The sequence below is a fragment of the Acetobacterium fimetarium genome (genome assembly GCF_014284475.1).
GTDB classification, from domain to species: Bacteria; Bacillota; Clostridia; order Eubacteriales; family Eubacteriaceae; genus Acetobacterium; species Acetobacterium fimetarium.
This window is the reverse complement of record NZ_WJBC01000007.1, coordinates 82894-100854: the sequence shown is the minus strand read 5'-3', so window position 1 is coordinate 100854 and position 17961 is coordinate 82894. Positions and strand designations below refer to the sequence as shown.

Annotated in this window: 14 protein-coding genes, 1 pseudogene and 1 riboswitch; all 15 genes and pseudogenes read left to right on the top strand. The window is 52.0% G+C overall.

The annotated features are described in order from the left end of the window. Positions 1 to 14: 14 nt before the first annotated feature. Positions 15 to 1427: a D-alanyl-D-alanine carboxypeptidase family protein gene (locus tag GH808_RS06780; protein WP_186842025.1), complete on the top strand. Its 1413-nt coding sequence runs from the start codon at positions 15 to 17 to the stop codon at positions 1425 to 1427. 197 nt (positions 1428 to 1624) lie between these two features. Continuing rightward, positions 1625 to 2644 carry an energy-coupling factor ABC transporter permease gene (locus tag GH808_RS06775; RefSeq protein ID WP_186842024.1) on the top strand — a complete coding sequence of 340 codons (1020 nt, stop codon included), beginning with the start codon at positions 1625 to 1627 and terminating at the stop codon, positions 2642 to 2644. Between the two features lie 199 nt (positions 2645 to 2843). Further along, positions 2844 to 3641: a cobalt ECF transporter T component CbiQ gene (gene cbiQ, locus GH808_RS06770; RefSeq protein WP_186842023.1), complete on the top strand. Its 798-nt coding sequence runs from the start codon at positions 2844 to 2846 to the stop codon at positions 3639 to 3641. Between the two features lie 13 nt (positions 3642 to 3654). Next, positions 3655 to 4215 (top strand): annotated as a pseudogene (locus GH808_RS06765) (energy-coupling factor ABC transporter ATP-binding protein); the annotation flags it as partial. Positions 4216 to 4581: 366 nt separating this feature from the next. Then, positions 4582 to 5847 carry a 5-bromo-4-chloroindolyl phosphate hydrolysis family protein gene (locus GH808_RS06760; protein WP_186842021.1) on the top strand — a complete coding sequence of 422 codons (1266 nt, stop codon included), beginning with the start codon at positions 4582 to 4584 and terminating at the stop codon, positions 5845 to 5847. Position 5848: 1 nt separating this feature from the next. After that, the gene (locus GH808_RS06755; protein ID WP_186842020.1) at positions 5849 to 7000 is read left to right on the top strand and encodes a toxic anion resistance protein; all 1152 of its coding nucleotides are present in this window, start codon (positions 5849 to 5851) and stop codon (positions 6998 to 7000) included. A gap of 3 nt (positions 7001 to 7003) precedes the next feature. Then, positions 7004 to 8215 carry a diaminopropionate ammonia-lyase gene (gene dpaL, locus GH808_RS06750; RefSeq protein ID WP_186842019.1) on the top strand — a complete coding sequence of 404 codons (1212 nt, stop codon included), beginning with the start codon at positions 7004 to 7006 and terminating at the stop codon, positions 8213 to 8215. Between the two features lie 221 nt (positions 8216 to 8436). After that, a riboswitch (cobalamin riboswitch) is annotated at positions 8437 to 8610 on the top strand. 72 nt (positions 8611 to 8682) lie between these two features. Beyond that, positions 8683 to 10170 (top strand): ABC transporter ATP-binding protein, encoded by a 1488-nt coding sequence (locus GH808_RS06745; protein WP_186842018.1) that lies wholly within the window; start codon positions 8683 to 8685, stop codon positions 10168 to 10170. Between the two features lies 1 nt (position 10171). Continuing rightward, on the top strand, positions 10172 to 10906 hold the full coding sequence (locus GH808_RS06740; protein WP_186842017.1) for an energy-coupling factor transporter transmembrane component T family protein: 735 nt from the start codon (positions 10172 to 10174) through the stop codon (positions 10904 to 10906). A gap of 27 nt (positions 10907 to 10933) precedes the next feature. Further along, the gene (locus tag GH808_RS06735) at positions 10934 to 11491 is read left to right on the top strand and encodes a hypothetical protein (RefSeq protein ID WP_186842016.1); all 558 of its coding nucleotides are present in this window, start codon (positions 10934 to 10936) and stop codon (positions 11489 to 11491) included. A gap of 284 nt (positions 11492 to 11775) precedes the next feature. Next, entirely contained in the window at positions 11776 to 13137 is a 1362-nt protein-coding gene (locus GH808_RS06730; protein WP_186842015.1) for a UbiD family decarboxylase, read from the top strand. Positions 13138 to 13149: 12 nt separating this feature from the next. Beyond that, the gene (locus GH808_RS06725; RefSeq protein WP_186842014.1) at positions 13150 to 15213 is read left to right on the top strand and encodes a hydantoinase/oxoprolinase family protein; all 2064 of its coding nucleotides are present in this window, start codon (positions 13150 to 13152) and stop codon (positions 15211 to 15213) included. Position 15214: 1 nt separating this feature from the next. After that, positions 15215 to 16945 (top strand): hydantoinase B/oxoprolinase family protein, encoded by a 1731-nt coding sequence (locus tag GH808_RS06720; protein ID WP_186842013.1) that lies wholly within the window; start codon positions 15215 to 15217, stop codon positions 16943 to 16945. Next, a complete protein-coding gene (locus tag GH808_RS06715) occupies positions 16942 to 17502 on the top strand; it encodes a UbiX family flavin prenyltransferase (RefSeq protein ID WP_186842012.1) in 561 nt (186 codons plus the stop codon). The genes GH808_RS06720 and GH808_RS06715 overlap by 4 nt, the downstream gene beginning before the upstream one ends. Continuing rightward, entirely contained in the window at positions 17499 to 17843 is a 345-nt protein-coding gene (lpdD, locus tag GH808_RS06710; protein WP_186842011.1) for a prenylated flavin chaperone LpdD, read from the top strand. The genes GH808_RS06715 and lpdD overlap by 4 nt, the downstream gene beginning before the upstream one ends. Positions 17844 to 17961: the final 118 nt, after the last annotated feature.

Genomic DNA, 17961 nt, shown 5'->3' with positions numbered 1-17961 from the left:
TGCATGGAGGGGATATGAAACGAAAAATAGGACTATTGGTGATAATTAGCCTTGTTTTTTTTACGACAGGCATCTGTGCGGCAGGTCTTCCAACCTACGGCACCGACGAAGGTGTAATAATTTTTGAGACCAACAGCGGGGATACGCTTTTTCAACAGAAACAGGACGAAAAATGCTATCCGGCCAGCACCACCAAGCTGATGACGGCGCTGGTGGCGGTTGAAAAAGGAAATCTGGATGAAACCATCACGATCGGCGAAGAGATCGACACGATTGATGCCTCAAGCAGTGTGGCGGATCTGGAAACCGGCGAGACGATCACCCTGAAGGAATTGCTCTACGGACTGCTGCTGCCCTCGGGCAATGATGCGGCGGAAACCATCGCTGTCAGTGTGGGACGAAAGATAGGGGGCGATGCGACCCTCGATGCGACAAAAGCCTATGATCTGTTTATCAAGGCGATGAATGAAAAAGCAAAAGAAATGGGCATGAAAGGTACCAATTATGTAAATCCCCATGGCCTGCAGGACAGCAATCATTACACGACACCGGCGGATATGCTAAAGCTGGCCCAGGCAGCCTTTGCCGACAAGACGATCAGGGATGTGACCCGGGCCAAGGTACATGAGATCCAGACGAACAAGGTCAAACATAAATGGTACAATACCAATTTGATGCTGTATGCCAACTTTGATGAACTGCCGGCAGACTACCGCGTGGCGAACAACCTTTCAGCCGGCACCAATGCGCTTTTCAACGGCTATGCCACCAGCGGGAAAACCGGATTCACGGAAGAAGCGGGAAAATGCCTGGTTTTTGAAGGTGAAGGCAATGGCGAGAATATCATCGGGATCATCATGGATGGGGAGGAAACGACGGTATTCAAAGAAGCCAGCGATACCATCAATACCCTGATCAAGGAATATGATTTTATCGAATGGACCAAAGATGACAATGCCTGCGGCGAAGTTCAGATCGAAAACTATCATGTGTTTGACGGTAAAATGCTGAAGATCCGCACTGATAAACCGCTGATCAGCCTTGTTCCCGAAGCCAAAAAAAATGGCTACACTTCAGATATCAAATGGGATACAAACCGTCTGATCGGCAATGAAACCCTTGCCTCGCTCAAGAGCGATGTCAAAGAAGGGGACGAGCTCGGCGTGCTGGAGGTTTACAACGGCGATAAAATGGTCGAGTCCGCACCCGTCTATGCGGCCAATACGATGAAGGCCCGCAACTGGATCGACTATCCGATCATGTACTGGTACGTGACCATCGTCGTGCTGCTGATTCTCGCGGCGATTCTGCGAATCATGTATGTCGATTTTATGCGCAAAAATAAAATTAAGTATAAAAAAATCAAACTCAAAAACAGCAGCGGTAATCGAAGCAGTCGCAATGGCAGCGGCCGGAACAGGCGATGATGCCGGAGCAGCGCTAATCAGGTTTTGAATATTTTCCTTGACAGAAACGGCAGGATTGACTATAATATAACAAAGATCAAGATGATCTGGATGACCATAAAAGTTTAATAAAATTAACAATGCCATGAAGGTATTTTCTTTGCAGAAGCAGGGTTTATTACTTCATGGCATTTTTTATTTAATAGGAGGGTTTTATCATGCATATGGCAGACGCGCTGGTTTCACCGGCGATAGGAGGAATCATGCTTGCGGCAAGTGCCGGAGCAATCGCTTATTCGGCATATAAATGCAAGGACGATCTGGATGAAAAGAAAATCCCCTTGATGGGTGTAATGGGAGCCGTTATTTTTGCGGGACAGATGATTAATTTCACGATTCCGGGAACCGGTTCCAGCGGACATATCGGCGGCGGCATTCTGCTGGCGGCTTTGCTCGGACCATTTCCGGCGTTTTTAGCCATCACGGCAGTGTTGCTGATTCAGAGCTTATTCTTTGCCGACGGCGGGCTGCTGGCGCTGGGCTGCAATATCTGGAACATGGGCTTTTATGCCTGCCTGCTGGTCTATCCGCTGGTATTCAGACCGATTGTCAAAAAAGGCTTCACGCCGACGCGGCTGACAGTTGCCTCGATTGTATCCGTCGTTCTGGCGCTTTCATGCGGAGCATTTTCAGTCGTACTTGAAACCCTGGCATCCGGCATTACGGAACTGCCGTTTTCAACTTTTGTCGGAATGATGATGCCGATTCATCTGGTCATCGGTACCGTGGAGGGCATTGTCACCGGTGCGATTCTGGTGTTTGTCTACAAAATGCGACCGGAGATTCTGGAATCCTCGCTGGAAAATAGCAAACTGACGCCCGGCGTTTCCCTTAAAAAAGTCATGCTGTCATTGCTGGTTTTCGCGGTTGTTTTAGGCGGCGCAATTTCACTCTTCGCTTCCGCCAATCCGGATGGACTGGAATGGGCGATGCAACGTGTTGCCGGCACCAGCGAACTGGAAGCCAGCGACAGTGTCCACAATGCCTTTGCCGGCATTCAGCAAGCAACGGCATTCCTGCCGGACTACGGCTTCAAATCCGGCAGTGAAGAAGGCTCGGCGGCCGGAACCAGTTTCTCGGGGCTTCTGGGAGCAGGGGTAACGCTGCTGCTGGCCGGCGGAACAGGCTATCTGATTTATGCGGTCAAGCATAAAAAGAAAAATCAACCGGAAGCTTAAAAAGTTTGATATTTCGCTTATCATTTACTGATACATATGATAAAATAATAAAAGATTCTGCTGATAACCTCTGCTGAAAAGTAGAGGTTATTCTTTGTCTATGTGAATGTAACGAACCGGGGCGGCCGCACTGACAGATCGTTGCGCAAACCGTTCTGCGGCGGTCCCGGATTATAAATTTTTCTGGAAGGAACTACTTATGGCAAACATTTCAGATTCCATGAGCACCATCAATTCGCTTGAAGAAATGGCTGACGGCAAAACCATCATCCATCAGTTTCATCCGATGGTCAAGCTGGTGATCACACTTTTATATATTGTCCTGGTGGTGTCGTTTGATCCCTACAATATTACCGGCCTGGTTTTCTTTGCTTTCTATCCGGTGATCATGATGGCGCTGGCGGAAATTCCCTACAAACCACTGCTGACACGGCTGCTGGTGGCTTTGCCCTTCGCTTTTTTTGCCGGCGTTTCGAACATCATCTTCGACCGGGACTTGCTGTTTCTGATCGGAACGGTGCCGGTTACGACGGGTGTCATCTCGTTTTTTTCAATCATGATCAAAACGGTCTTTACGGTCATGGCGGTGCTGATTCTGATCGCCACCACCTCACTGCCCCAGATTTCCTATCAGCTTTTGTCCATCAAGGTGCCGAAACTGATTGTCGAGCAGATCATGCTGACCTACCGCTATATCTCGGTGTTGATGCAGGAGGTTTCAAATATGTACACGGCCTATATGCTGCGGTCGCCCGGAGCCAAGGGCATCAAGATGAAGGACATGGGCATTTTTGTGGGGCAGCTGTTGCTCAAGAGTTTTGACCGGGCGGAAAATATTTATTTTGCGATGAAGTGCCGGGGGTACGATGGTCATTATGTCTACGCCAAGCCGGACCCCATGAAGTCGGCGGACTGGCTATTTTTGCTTTTGACCGCTGGTTTATTGTTATTGATGCGATTCTTCAATTTAAGCCAGTTTATCGGCAGTTTCTTATAGAGAGGTAAAAAACGTGTTAGAGATAGAAAAATTGAGCTATGTTTATCCGGATGGACATAACGCTATCCGGGAGATCGATCTGAAAATAAATGAAGGGGAAAGCGTGGCTCTGGTTGGTGCCAACGGTGCTGGAAAATCGAGCCTCTTCAAGCTGATCATCGGGATCTCAGATATCAAGGAAGGCTCCATCAAAATCGGTGGCCTGCCGGTGGAGAAGAAAACCCTGAAGGAGATCCGCAAAAAAGTCGGCATGGTCTTCCAGAATCCCGACGACCAGTTGTTCATGACCAAGGTTTATGACGACATCGCTTTCGGACCGAGGAACGAACTGCTGTCCGACGAGGAAGTCGAAGAACGGGTTACCGGGGCGCTGGAAGTGTTGGGAATTACCCATCTGCGGGATCGGATGCCCCATCGCCTTTCCGGCGGTGAAAAGCGGGTGATCGCCATCGCGTCGGTGCTGTCGATGAAACCGGAGATCATCCTTTTTGACGAACCGACCTCATTTCTCGACCCGAAGGCTAGACGCAACGTGATCAACACGCTGGATAAACTCAAAATGACCAAAATCATCGCGACTCACGATATGGACATGGCCCTCGAAATCTGCGATCGCGTCATCATCATGAACCAGGGCAGTGTCTTTGCGGACGGCCCCGTGGAAAAGCTGTTGCTTGATGAGGAACTGCTGCTGCAATGCAGCCTGGAGCTGCCATTGTGCATGCAGAAACTGGAAAAGCTGGAACGGATCAAGATTGAACAAAACCGGCAGTCCCTGTTTTCAAACCAGATTTAACCAGAGCATCACAAGCATCGGGCGGGCAATGCCTGCCCGTTTTTTTTTATGCTGATTAATCTTAAGAATAGGCAAGAAGGTTTGGATTCATAATTGTATTTTAAGATTCAATACGATATAATGTTTTCATTAGTTGGAGGTTAGATGATGGCGAAAAAAGACTACTCGAACTTGGGGGACGATATCAGGAATATCGTACAAGATGCTCTGAGCTCAACAGATTTCAAGAAACTGAATCAGAATATTACGGAAACAGTCAATCGCGCCCTGGATGAAGTCAGAAAAAACTCGCAGAACTGGAACCAGGGCAGCGACGGTTCGAAACAGTTTAAAAAACCGGAGACGTTTACTGATTACGAAACCGTGGAAACGAAGGAGTTAAAACAAAACAAAACCGTGCTGCAACCAAATAAAACAAATTACTTAACCGACAAAAAGACAAATTATATCACAAAGTCACCCCACGGCCGCATCTCAGGGATGCTGCTGACCATTTTCGGGAGTATCGGGATCGGTCTGACCGTGATCTTTTCCCTGGTGGTTCTGATTCTGTCCAGCGTGATCACCGCATCGATCGGGGCAATGGAGTTTTCGTTGGGAACCCTGCTGTTCATTCTGCTGCTGTGCATCGGCATGGTGGCGAAAGGATCAAGCCTGCGCGGACGGGTCAAGCGCTTCCGTCAGTACGTTTCGCGTCTCAAGGGACGGACTTTCTGCGAGATCAGGGAGCTGGCCCAGCCGCTGGGACGCAATCCGAAATACGTCATCAAAGATCTGAAAAAAATGTTCCAGGTGGGGATGTTTCCCCAGGGACATATCGATGAGGCAGGGACCTACCTTTTTATCAGCGATGAATCCTATGATGCCCAGCTGAAGATGCTCGCGGGCAAACGCCTCCAGGATGAGGAAAAGAAGCGCATGGAAGAAGTACAACGGCAGAAAGTTATCAACCGCAGTGATCCGGATTTGAAGGCGGTCCAGGATGTCATCGACGAGGGTGAGGAAACCATCCGTCAGATCCGGAAAGCCAACGACGACATCCCGGGCGAGGCCATTTCCAGCAAGCTGGATCGGCTCGAAACCGTCATCACGAAGATATTCACTTATATCGACGAAAACCCCGGGGAAGTTCCCGAGATCCGCAAATTTATGAACTATTATCTCCCGACTACGCTGAAGCTCGTGAAGGTCTATCAGGATATGGATGCGGAGCCGATTCAGGGCGCCAATATCATGGCCACAAAAAAAGAGATCGAAGAGACCCTGGATACCATCAATCACGCTTTCGAAAACCTGCTTGACGGTTTTTATGAAGATACCGCATTGGATGTTTCAACGGACATATCGGTGTTAAACACCATGTTGGCTCAGGAAGGGCTGACGAAAAAAGATTTTGAAAAAGGAGAATAACATGGAAGATCAACAGAATGATTTTGACCAGGTAACCCCAACCCTCACTTTTGAGCCTTTCGGTGCAAATGCTGCGCCGGCATCAGCTCAGAAAAATCAGCTGGCGACGGAAGACCGGATTTTTGACGAGTCCCGTCTGTCACCGGAAGAACAGAAAATGGTTAGCGAATTTGCTGCGAAAATCGATCTGAGTAATTCGGCGCTGATTATGCAGTACGGCGTGGGGGCGCAGAAAAAAATAGCCGAATTTTCAGAAACAGCACTGACTAATGTGCGCACCAAGGATCTGGGCGAAGTGGGTCAGATGCTCGGGGACATGGTCAATGAGCTGAGAAATTTCGATGCCGAGGAAGAGGAAAAGGGCTTTTTCGGTTTCTTCAAGAAAAATGCCAATAAAATTGCTTCAATGCAGACGAAATACGCGGCGGCGGAAACCAATATCAACCGGATCTGCGAGGCGCTGGAAAAACACCAGATCCAGCTGATGAAAGACGTGGCGATGCTGGACAAACTCTACGAGGTCAACAAGACCTATTTCAAGGAATTGTCGATGTATATTCTGGCAGGCAAGAAAAAGCTCGAACTGATCGAGAGCACGGAAATGCCGGCGCTGATTCAGAAATCCCAGATGACCGGCTTGCCGGAGGATGCCCAGGCAGTCAACGATTTTTCCGCGATGGCCAACCGTTTCGAGAAAAAACTCCATGATCTGGAGCTGACCCGGATGATCTCTTTGCAGATGGCACCGCAGATTCGTCTGGTTCAGAATAACGATACCCTGATGGCGGAAAAAATCCAGTCCTCCCTGGTCAACACCATTCCGCTGTGGAAAAGTCAGATGGTGCTGGCGCTGGGTGTGGCTCATTCCGGCGAGGCGGCCCGGGCTCAGCGGGAAGTCACGGATATGACCAATCAGCTGCTGCGCAAAAATGCTGAAACCCTGAAGATGGAAACCATCAACACGGCCAAAGAATCCGAACGCGGCATTGTCGATATTGAAACCTTGAAGATATCCAACGAATCCCTGATTTCAACCTTCGATGAAGTCCTCAAGATCCAGCAGGAAGGCCGCGAAAGACGCAAGACGGCCGAGGTTGAGCTGCAGAAACTGGAAAATGATCTGAAACAGAAAATGCTGGAAATCAAACGATAGCTCATGAAAGACGGATTTTATATGGCCGCGGTGCCGAAGGCAGCGGTGGGGGCGGATGCCCGGGCTTTTTTGAGCGTCGCGGCGGGAGAGCGCGCCGCTGCCTACCATCGGAGCTTTCCGGCTTATACCGAAACGCCGCTTTGCGAGCTTGACAAATTGGCCGGCATCTTGGGGCTTACAGGCCTGTACGTCAAGGATGAGTCGTGCCGGTTTGGTCTGAACGCCTTCAAGGTGCTCGGCGGCAGCTACAGCATTGGAAGATGGCTGGCAAAGCAGCTGGGAATCAGTGAAGCGGAACTGACCTATGACAAGCTGACCTTGCCCCAGACGAAGAAACAGCTCGGCAAGCTGACCTTTGTAACCGCCACCGATGGCAACCACGGCCGGGGTGTGGCCTGGACCGCCCGGGAGCTGGGCAGCCACGCTGTGGTCTACATGCCCAAAGGCAGCGCCAAAGAGCGGCTTGAGAACATCCGGGCCGAAGGGGCTGACGCCACCATCACAGACTTGAGTTACGATCAAGCGGTGCGGCATGCGCTGCGCAAAGGTGAAGAAAACGGCTGGATCGTAGTCCAGGACACCGCCTGGGAAGGCTATGAGGAAATCCCGCGCCTGATCATGCAGGGCTATCTGACCATGGCCATGGAAGCCGTCACCCAGCTCGGGGAGGCGGTGCCGACCCACGTCTTTCTGCAGGCCGGCGTCGGCAGTCTGGCCGCGGCGATCGCGGCTTTCCTGACGGATTTCTACGGCGACCAGAAACCCGTGATTACAGTGGTGGAACCCAACGGTGCCGACTGCATCTATCAGACGGCGAAAGCCGATGACGGTCAGCTGCATTTCGTGACCGGTGACCTGAACACGATCATGGCCGGGTTGGCCTGCGGTGAACCGAGCACCATTGCCTGGGACGTGATCCGGGAATGTTGCGACTACGCCGTTTCATGCCCGGACTGGGTAGCGGCGGAAGGCATGCGGGTGCTGGGAAATGCGGCCGGTGCGGATCCGAAGATCATCTCCGGTGAAAGCGGCGCGGTCACCACCGGTCTGGTCGTCGCTGTGATGACCCGGCCGGACCTGAAATGGCTCAAAGACGAACTGAAACTCGATGAACATGCCAGGATATTGTGCTTCAGCACCGAAGGGGACACCGACCGAAAGAACTACCGTTGCATCGTCTGGGACGGGCATTATCCGGCTATCAAAATTGTTTAGTGAATAACGATTCAAATGAATCGAACCGTTGTTGCTTTGATGTCAGTTTCCACAACCAATTTTGTAACGTGTAGGCGAACAGTCGATAGACTGTCCGCCGTACAGTGTAAAAATTGGTTCGTGTAAACTGGCAGCGAAGCTCGCAGCTGCTTATATTTTAGCAGAAAATCTGACAATTTGATTTGACAAGCGCGCAGAAATCGGTTATTATAATATAAGAATAATATTGAAGAATTTGTGGTGCCTTGAAAGAGGAGAATAGGGAATCAGGTGCGAATCCTGGACGAACCCATCACTGTGAATGGTTTTGTTTTTACAGATGTCACTGGTAAAACGGGAAGGCGTAAAGACAGATAGACCTGAGTCAGGAGACCTGCCAGAAATTATTTGCGAGAAACGAAGGTAAAGTTTCGACTATATTTTATAGTCGGAGCTTTTTTTTGTTCACGAGAGGAATATCAGTAAAAATGGAATCCATGATAAGCATCGATATAAAGGCGCTGGTTTTTCCGGAGGAAAAAGAGGCGGCCCTGAAAAATATAAAACTGGACATCAAAAAGGGCGATTTTATTGCGGTAACCGGCGGCGCGGCTTCGGGAAAATCCCTGCTGCTGCATACCATCACGTCGGCTGCGCCGAAATTCTATCCCTGTGCGATCGACGGCACCGTCAGAGTGGCAGACCGGAATGTGGCGGAAATTCCGCTTTGTGAAATGGCGGATTACGTGGGATACATGATGCAGGAGCCCCAGAACCAGATGATCAGCCGGACCGTCTACGACGAGCTGGCCTTCGGCGTCGCCAATATGAATCTGAGCAATGGCGAAATTGAATCCCGAGTCAAAAAAATCATGTCATTTTTGTCCATCGATGATTTCGCACACCGCTATACCGATGCTTTGTCCGGTGGTCAGGCCCAAAAAGTGGTGTTGGGCAGTATCCTTACCTTAAAGTCACCGGTTCTGCTGCTGGATCAGCCCACCGCAGAGCTTGACCCCAAAACCAGCGCGGAATTATACAGACATCTGGCCCGGATTAATCGCGAGAAAAATGTCACAACCATGGTGGTCATGGATAAATCCAAAGAGGTTTTAAAATATGCCAACCGGGTTGTGGTCATGGAAAACGGCACCATGAAGGAGTGCTTGACGGTAGACGACTATCAGAATAAATACCGGACCGACACAAAGATAAAAAATAACCTTCCCATCAGGGTTGATCGGGAAACGGACATTGTCAGATTAAACGGAGCATCCCATCTTTACAAAAGTGGGATTGTCGGGTGTCAAAACATTCATTTCACCTTGAAAAAGGGCGACTTCACCGCGGTGATCGGACAGAATGGCTCTGGAAAATCAACAATGCTAAAACTGATTGAAGGACTGCTGAAGCCCACCGAGGGCACCGTTGAATTGTTTGGGACGCAAGTCACCAAAAAAAATATCAGTCAGCTCCGCCGACGCACCGGCTTTCTTTTCCAAAATCCGGACGATCAGATCTTCTGCAGCTCCATTAAAGAGGAAATCGGATATGTTTTAAAAGGAAAAGCCTGCGAAGAAGAGGAAAAAAACCGAAAAATTCAGGATACCCTGGAATTTGTCGGACTTAAGGGCTGGGATGAGGTGCATCCGCAGCGACTCAGCCGGGGGCAGCGACAATTGCTGGCGTTGGGATCGGTTATAATCAACGAACCGGAGCTGATCATCGCTGATGAACCGACATCCGGACTGGATGAAATCCAAAGCAGACTGGTGCTGGAAAAGCTGGCGACACTTTCTGCTCAGGGCAAAACCATTCTGCTGGTCACCCATGATTTAAGTGAGGCCAAATATTTTGCCAATCGGATCGTCGTGATGAACCAGCATCAATTGATACTGGATTTCAAGGCGGACGAGATGGATGAATATACCAAGGCGTTGGTAGAAATCGAATTGCTGGAAGGAGAGGCTATTTAAGATGATTAACGTGAAAGAACTGGATCCCCGTGTGAAGCTGACTTGGTGCCTGTTTCTGATATTGACCGCTCTGGTTTCGCAAAGCATGGTGCAAAATGGCGTGTTGCTGTTTTGCATTGTCGTCATCGAAATAATGACCCAAAAGAGCTTGCAGCGGCTAAAAGTCCCGGCAATCCTGTTGCTGCTTGTCGGTTCCCAGATTCTGATTATTAATCTGCTGTTTGGCAGAGCGGGGACGCTGCTGTTTTCATGGGGATTTCTGAGTATTTACAGCGGTTTTATCAGTGCCGCCATCATGGGTTTTTTAAGAATCAGTGTGATTTCACTGGGAGCCATTCAATTTGCCTGCAATACCGATGCCACTGACATTGCCCAGATGCTGATTAAATGGCATGTGCCTTACCGCTACGCCATGCTGGTGCCCATTACCGCACGTTTTTTTCCGGTGATGGTCAACGAATACAAGTCGATCTGCGACAGCCATTCGGTGAGAGGCGTTCCCTGCGACACGGTGATGGAGCATATCAAAAATTTGCCGGCAGCGATGTTGCCCCTGATTTACCGGGCTTTGAGAATTTCAAACGATGCTTCTCTTTCGATTGAATTGCGAGGCTATGGGAGATACGATACCAGAAGTTTTAACAAACCCATTGAAATGAGTACTTTTGAAGGAATTGCCATTCTGTTAATTATCATTGCGTACATTTCGCTGTTGCTGTACACAGTGTTTTTATAAAAATTCAACATAAAAAAGGAGAAAGAAATGGAAAAAGAACAGGCTTTAGTAAAAGGAAATATTTTCAAAACGGATACCAAATCGCTGATTGGCGGCGTTATTATGGGGATTGTTTTTGTTATTGCATGCCAGATCACCGGGCAGATTGATGATATGCTGCCGACCGGAAAAATGGGGATGTATTTAATTAACGGAACCGTCTGGGCATTTTTTACCGCACTAATTACCCTTATTTACAAACAGCCCGGCGGAATCATTGCAGCAGAAGTAGAGGCGCTGGTATCTGTCTCGTATTCACCGCTTTGGGTCTCTTTTATCTTTGCCAATGGCATCGGTACGATTTGGGTATCGATTATTGCTGCAAAATACGATATGACCAAATGGTCGCATCATATTCTGGCCCAGGCTGGGGTTTGTATTTTAGGTAATATCATTGTCGGGATCGGGATGCTCTTTATCTTTGGGATTCCGGTTAACGTGGCAATCATTGAAACCCTGATCACCATTGGGGTCACTTGGCCTTTGGCAACCATCTTGACCAAAAAAGTCTATGAAGCAGTTAAAAAATCAGGTCTGGTCAAATAATCTTTTGGCCTAATTAAATCAAATGAGTATCATTAACGGCAATTGTTTTATCCCTGGGCTCGCAAGAACAAGGATGAAGCAGTTGTCGTTATAGTCGTTATAAAGAAATTTAAAATTGCAAAAGTTGATCGCTTGGCAGTCGGTTTCGCAACCTGTTGTGTAACGTGTAGGCGAACAGTCGTCAGACTGTCCGCCGTACAGTGTAACAACTGGTTCGCGTAACCGGCTGCCAAGCAGACAAACGTTTTTGTCAACATCAAAATCATATTAAGTGAGGTAAACAAATGAGTCAGGATCTACGCGATTTTTTGGAGCAGCTTGAAAAGGACGGCGACATTATCCATGTGCCGGAAGAGGTCAAGCGGGAGTATGAAATCAGTACGCTGATGATGGAACTGGAGAAAAGACGCCAGTACCCGGTCATGTGGTTCGATAAGGTGGAAGGCAGCGACATTCCGGTGGTCACCAATATTCTGGGATCGCGCGAGCGCTTTGCTAAAGCCATGGGCGTTGAGACCGAAGACATTTCGATCGAATTCGGCGAACGGGTCAAGAACCGCTTCGACGATCTCAAAGTCATCGAGAACCCGCCGGCCAATGCCAATCTGATGACCGGTGATCAGGTCGATCTGTATAAATTCCCGATCATCAAACATTTCCCGATTGATGCCGGCCCCTACATCACCTCCGGACTCTGCGTCGCCAAGGATCCGGAAACCGGTTCCGATACCTGCGGCTTCCACCGGCTCCAGCTGAAGGCCAAAAACAAACTGGGTATCTCCTTTCATTCCCGCGGCCGCATGTGGGAATATTTCAGACGCAGCGAGGAGCGCGGCGAAAATATGAAGATGGCCATCTGCATCGGCGTGCATCCCAATATTTCGCTGGGTTCCCAGGCCTGCATTCCCTATGAGCTGGGCAAATTCGGTGCCATCGGCGGCCTGTTCGGCGAACCGCTGGAAGTAGCCCAGTGCGCCACCATCGATCTGCAGGTACCGGCCTATGCCGAAATTATTCTGGAAGGTGAAGTGCTGGCCAACGTCCGGGAACCGGAAAGCCCCTTTGCGGAATACACCAACTACGCATGCTTCCGCAGCACCGAAAATGTCTTCCAGGCCAATGCGATCCGCTACCGCGACAATCCGATTTTCCACGATCTGACGCCGGCGATGAGCAGCGAGCACATCACGATCGTTTCAATCCAGCGCGAAGGCGATATCCTGACGACACTCAGACAGAACCTGCCGAATATCAAGGCCGTGCATTCGCCGCTGTCATCCTGTGGGATTTTTCACTGCTATATTTCAATGAAGAAAATTGCCGAAGGCCAGCCGATGCAGGCGATTCTGACGGCACTGGGCATGGATCATCACATCAAAATGGCCGTCGTCGTCGACGAGGACGTCGATGTCTTCAATGAGCAGGAAGTGCTCTGGGCCATGGCCACAAGGCTCCAGGCCGCCAAAGGGGTGATCGTGATTCCGAATGCCATGGGCGAAACCCTCGACCCGTCTTCCGACGAGCTCAGCCGGACCGACAAAATGGGGATCGATGCCACCAAACCGCTGTCCGGCTTTGCACCAAAGATCGAGATCGATGCAAATGCCCAGGAAGCGATCAAACGTTTATATCAGTACATTAAGTAAGAAGGCGAAAAGATGATAAAAATAGCAATTGATACCGGGGGAACCTTTACGGATTACACCGCGGTGGGGAGTTTCGGCGGCCGGACCGACGGCAAACTATTTGTCAAGAATCCCACCAACCATGAACGACCCGCCGCGGGCATCATGGCAGGCCTGGTGAAACTGGCCGACGAGTGGCAGACGGATCTTGCGACACTGCTTTCCGAAACGGAAAAAATAACGCTGGGGACGACGCTGGCGCTCAATGCCCTGCTCGAAAAAAAAGGTGTCAAGACGGCGCTTTTCACGACGGAGGGCTTTCGGGACGCGCTGGAAATCCGCCGTTCCCAGTTAAAAAACCAGTGGGACCTGGCGGTGGAAAAACCGCTGGTGCTGGTGCCCCGCAGACTACGGCTGGGGATCGAAGGACGGCTGGACTACCAGGGGGAGGTGGTCACGCCCCTCAACGAAGACAAAGTCCGGGAAGCCTGTTGCAAATGCCGGGAGCAGGGGGTTGCGGCCATCGCGGTCTGCTATCTGTTTTCTTTCCTCAATCCCGAACATGAACGGCGGACGGCCGAAATCATCAAAGAGGAACTGCCGGACGTGTTTGTGTCTCTGTCATCTGATGTCGCGCCCCGCATCCGTGAATACGAACGGACCACGACGACGGTGATCAATGCCTATCTGACCCCGGTTCTGGCCGATTACCTGGGCGTGATCAAAAAGGAACTGGCGCGCTACGGCTTTAAAAAACCGATTCACATCATGATGAACAACGGCGGCCTCAGCGATACCGACGCGATGGCGACCTTTGCGGTCAAAACCCTGCTGTCCGGCCCGGCCGGCGGCGCCGTCGGCAATGAAACCATCGGCCGGCTGCTGGGCAAAACCGATACGGTACTGGCGGACATGGGCGGCACCAGCTTCGACATTCATGTCGTCAGCGGCAGCAGCAACCAGCTGGTGCCCCAGACCGAGCTGGCCGGTTATCCGCTCAGCATTCCGATGATCGACATCAGCTCCATCGGCGCCGGCGGCGGCAGCATCGCCCACGTCGAAGTCGGCGGACGCGTCTTCATCGGACCGGATTCCGCTGGCTCCGTGCCCGGTCCGGCCTGCTACAACCTCGGCGGGGAAGAACCCACCGTGACCGATGCGCTGCTACTGCTCGGACTGATCAACGCGGACAACTTTCTCGGCGGCAAGCTGGCCCTGTCCCGGGAAAAGGCCGAGCAGGCGGTGCGTGAAAAGGTGGCCGTGCCCCTCAACCTGTCAGTGCTGGAGGCGGCCCGGATCATCTACGGCATCGCCGCCGAAATGATGGCGGATGCGGTCCGGCTGGTCACCACCCAGAAGGGCAACGATCCCCGGATTTACAGCCTGATCAGTGCCGGCGGTGCTTTCCCGCTGTTCGCTTCCAAAATCATGGATTCCCTGCAGATGCCGGAAGTCCTGATTCCCGTGCAGGGGCCGGTTTTCTGCTCCTGGGGGATGCTGGGGGCGTCCAGCCGTTACGACGTCACCCGCAGCTTCTTCATGGAAAAAAGCCAGTGGGATGCACAGCGCATCAATCAGACCCTGGCGCTGATGCGACAGGAAGGCGAACGCGAACTGGAACGGCTTGATGTCGGGAAAGAGCAGCGGCGGTTCGACCTGATTCTGGAAATGCGCTACGTCAGCCAGCATCATGAAATCAGCGTACCGTGGACGCATGGTACCTTCGATCAGGACAGCTGGAAAAGCGTGGAGAGCGAATTCTACAATACCCACGAAGCGATCTACGAATATGCGCAAAGAGACAAGGACTGGGAAATCATCGACCTGCATCTCGCCTGCTGCGAAGAAAACGGTCAGAATGCGCTGTTTCCGATGGGGTCCCAAAAATCAGCAGCAGTCACGAAGCAGGTTTCTGGCTACGCCTTTAACCGGGACGGCGAGATTGCGGTTCCTGTCTACAATGAAGGCGATCTGCAGGAAAAAATTGTTGGTCCGGCGCTGATCGATTTTGCCTACACGACGCTGGTGATTCCGGAACATTATTTCTGCACGATGGCAGACGAGGGAATTCTGGCCCTCAGAAAGGCGGTAGATTAGCATGAATCAGCGAACAGACGATATTATCAACCGGGCGGTGATCATCAACCGTCTCGACAGCATCACCGGCGAAATGGGCATTGCTCTGGAGCATTCCGCCCATTCCCCGATTTTTGCGGAAGCCTGTGATTTTGCCTGCTGCATCTGCGACCAGGACGGCGAGCTGGTCTCCCAGATCAGCGGCATTCCGATTCTGGCCACCGCCGGCGCCTTCAGCGTCAAGGCGCTGCTGCGCAAATATGGCAGCCGCATCGACGACGGCGATGTCTTCATCATCAATGATCCCTACGACGGCGGCAACCATCTGCCGGATATCGGCATCATCACGCCGATTTTTTACGACGGCGAGCTGCTGTTCTTCAGCGTCAGCCGCGCCCATCACGGGGACATCGGCGGCTCCACTGCCGGCAGCTACAATCCCAAGGCGACGGAGATCTTTCAGGAGGGCATCCGTATTCCGCCGACCAAACTGATGAAAAATAATGAGATGATCCAGGATGTCTTGGATCTGATCACGCTGAACACCCGGAACCCGGAGATGCTGACCAGCGATTTTCTGGCCCAGATCGGCTCCAACCGGGTGGCCGCCAAACGGATCAAAGAAATGCTGGCGACCTATTCGGTTGAGACGGTCAGAAAAGCCGTGCAGGATACGCTCAAACAGACCGAAGCGCTGACCCGGAAACGCATTGCCGAGATCCCCGACGGCACCTACGCGGCGGTGGATTATATCGACGACGACGGTTTTCAGGAAGAACCCGTCAAGATTGCCGTTTCCGTCACCGTGACGGGAGACCACCTGCTGGTGGATTTTGCCGGGACCGATCCGCAGGTGAAAGGCTTTATCAACACTTCGGTGGTCACCGCCACCTGCGCCTCCGGCATCGCCGTGCTCTGGTTTCTGGGCAAGGATATTCCGCGAAACGGCGGCGCCTTCGGTTGCATCGATGTCAATCTGCCCAAAGGCTCGCTGGTCAATCCGTATGAGCCGGCGCCGATGACGCTCTGCACCCTGACCCCGGCCAGCGAAATCATCGGCACGATTTTTCAGGCGCTGGATCAGGCCATTTCCGGCCGGGTGGCGGCGGGCTACCACCGCTATCTGGGACCATCCTATTACGGCGTGGACCCCCGCACCAACCGCTACTATGTGGGCTTTTCATTCTGCTCCCTCGGTAGCGGTGGGGCGATGCAGGGGCATGACGGCAATCCCTATATGGCCACCCTGTCGAATTTCGGCGGCGTCAAGGCACCGAATATCGAATCCAATGAAGTGCAGTATCCCCACATCACGCTCTATCATGAAATGGACACCGATACGGCCGGAGCCGGGGAATACCGCGGCGGCTGCGGTATGAAATACGCCTTCGAGCTCTATGCCGAACAAAGCGATGTCGTCAATTTCGGCGACGGCATCAAATTCGCCCCCTACGGCCTGCGGGGCGGCCAGCAGGGCAGCCTGAATCGGGGCGTCTTTGTCCACGACGGTCAGGAAATCGTCATGGCGAGCAAGGAAAACCCGCGCCATGCGGTCAAGGGCGACCGGGTCTGTCTGAACACCAGCGGCGGTGGCGGCTGGGGTGATCCCCTGAAGCGTCCGATCGAAAAAGTCTATGAGGATGTCCGCGATGAGATTATCACGAAACAAACGGCCGAGACGGTTTATGGCGTTGCCATCACCGCAGCCGGCATTGATTTTGAAAAAACCGAAAAACTGAGAGGCACCAAATGAAAATTACAGTCGGAATAACCGGCGCGTCCGGCGTCATCTACGGCATCAGGCTGCTCGAAGCCCTGAAGGAAACCGAGCACCACATCGCTCTGATTCTCAGCGACTGGGGCCGCCAAACCATCGCTCTGGAAACGGACTACAGCGAAGCCGACGTCCGGTCCCTGGCGGATGTCGTCTATGACAGCCGTGACATGGCGGCGGCGGTTTCGAGCGGCTCTTACGGCACTGAGGCTACCGTGATCGCCCCCTGCAGCATGAAAACACTGGCCGGTGTCGCCAATGGCTTCAGCGACAACCTGATCGTCCGGGTCGCAGACGTCGCGCTGAAGGAACGAAGACCGCTGATTCTGATGGTCCGGGAAACCCCGCTGACGCTGATCCATCTGCGCAACATGACCACCGTCACCGAAGCCGGCGGCATCATCCTGCCGCCGATGCCCGGTTTCTACCATAAGCCCGAGACCATCGACGATGTCATCAACCAGAGCGTCGGCAAGGTCTTCGATCTCCTGCGCATCCCTCATACGCTGTATCAGCGCTGGGGGCATGAATCATGAAATTGACAGTGGGCAGCGGACCGACCGCGCTGCACTACGAGATCACGCTGGTTGGCGCCGATGTGCTGATTCTTCTGACCGGCGGCACCGTCCACATCGGCGGCACGGCCGTCGGCGACGATGGCCGGATGTGCGTCTATACCGCCCGGGAGCACCGCGATGACGCCCTGGCCATTCCCCTGGCCCGAAAAGTATCCGCGGCATTCCACTGTGTCTGTACCGTCTGCGCCGGCTTTCATCTGGACGACATTGACCAGGCGCAAATCAGACAGGTGATGACCAATGGGGAAGAGGGCATCAGACAGATCATGGCGATGATAGAACAGGCGAAAACAAAATGACAGCATCAAAAAAAACCGGATCCGGGAGGGATGCGGTTTTTCAAAGACACCACCCATATTTATATTGCATATGGAGCCACTGACTTCAGAATGCAATATAAATATGGGTGGTCTGGCA

Coding starts and splice junctions, on each gene's coding strand:
- cbiQ (WP_186842023.1), top strand. CDS start 2,844: ATGGCAAACATTTCAGATTCCATGAGCACCATCAATTCGCTTGAAGAA.
- dpaL (WP_186842019.1), top strand. CDS start 7,004: ATGAAAGACGGATTTTATATGGCCGCGGTGCCGAAGGCAGCGGTGGGG.
- lpdD (WP_186842011.1), top strand. CDS start 17,499: ATGAAATTGACAGTGGGCAGCGGACCGACCGCGCTGCACTACGAGATC.
- GH808_RS06735 (WP_186842016.1), top strand. CDS start 10,934: ATGGAAAAAGAACAGGCTTTAGTAAAAGGAAATATTTTCAAAACGGAT.
- GH808_RS06725 (WP_186842014.1), top strand. CDS start 13,150: ATGATAAAAATAGCAATTGATACCGGGGGAACCTTTACGGATTACACC.
- GH808_RS06745 (WP_186842018.1), top strand. CDS start 8,683: ATGGAATCCATGATAAGCATCGATATAAAGGCGCTGGTTTTTCCGGAG.
- GH808_RS06775 (WP_186842024.1), top strand. CDS start 1,625: ATGCATATGGCAGACGCGCTGGTTTCACCGGCGATAGGAGGAATCATG.
- GH808_RS06780 (WP_186842025.1), top strand. CDS start 15: ATGAAACGAAAAATAGGACTATTGGTGATAATTAGCCTTGTTTTTTTT.
- GH808_RS06740 (WP_186842017.1), top strand. CDS start 10,172: ATGATTAACGTGAAAGAACTGGATCCCCGTGTGAAGCTGACTTGGTGC.
- GH808_RS06730 (WP_186842015.1), top strand. CDS start 11,776: ATGAGTCAGGATCTACGCGATTTTTTGGAGCAGCTTGAAAAGGACGGC.
- GH808_RS06720 (WP_186842013.1), top strand. CDS start 15,215: ATGAATCAGCGAACAGACGATATTATCAACCGGGCGGTGATCATCAAC.
- GH808_RS06715 (WP_186842012.1), top strand. CDS start 16,942: ATGAAAATTACAGTCGGAATAACCGGCGCGTCCGGCGTCATCTACGGC.
- GH808_RS06760 (WP_186842021.1), top strand. CDS start 4,582: ATGATGGCGAAAAAAGACTACTCGAACTTGGGGGACGATATCAGGAAT.
- GH808_RS06755 (WP_186842020.1), top strand. CDS start 5,849: ATGGAAGATCAACAGAATGATTTTGACCAGGTAACCCCAACCCTCACT.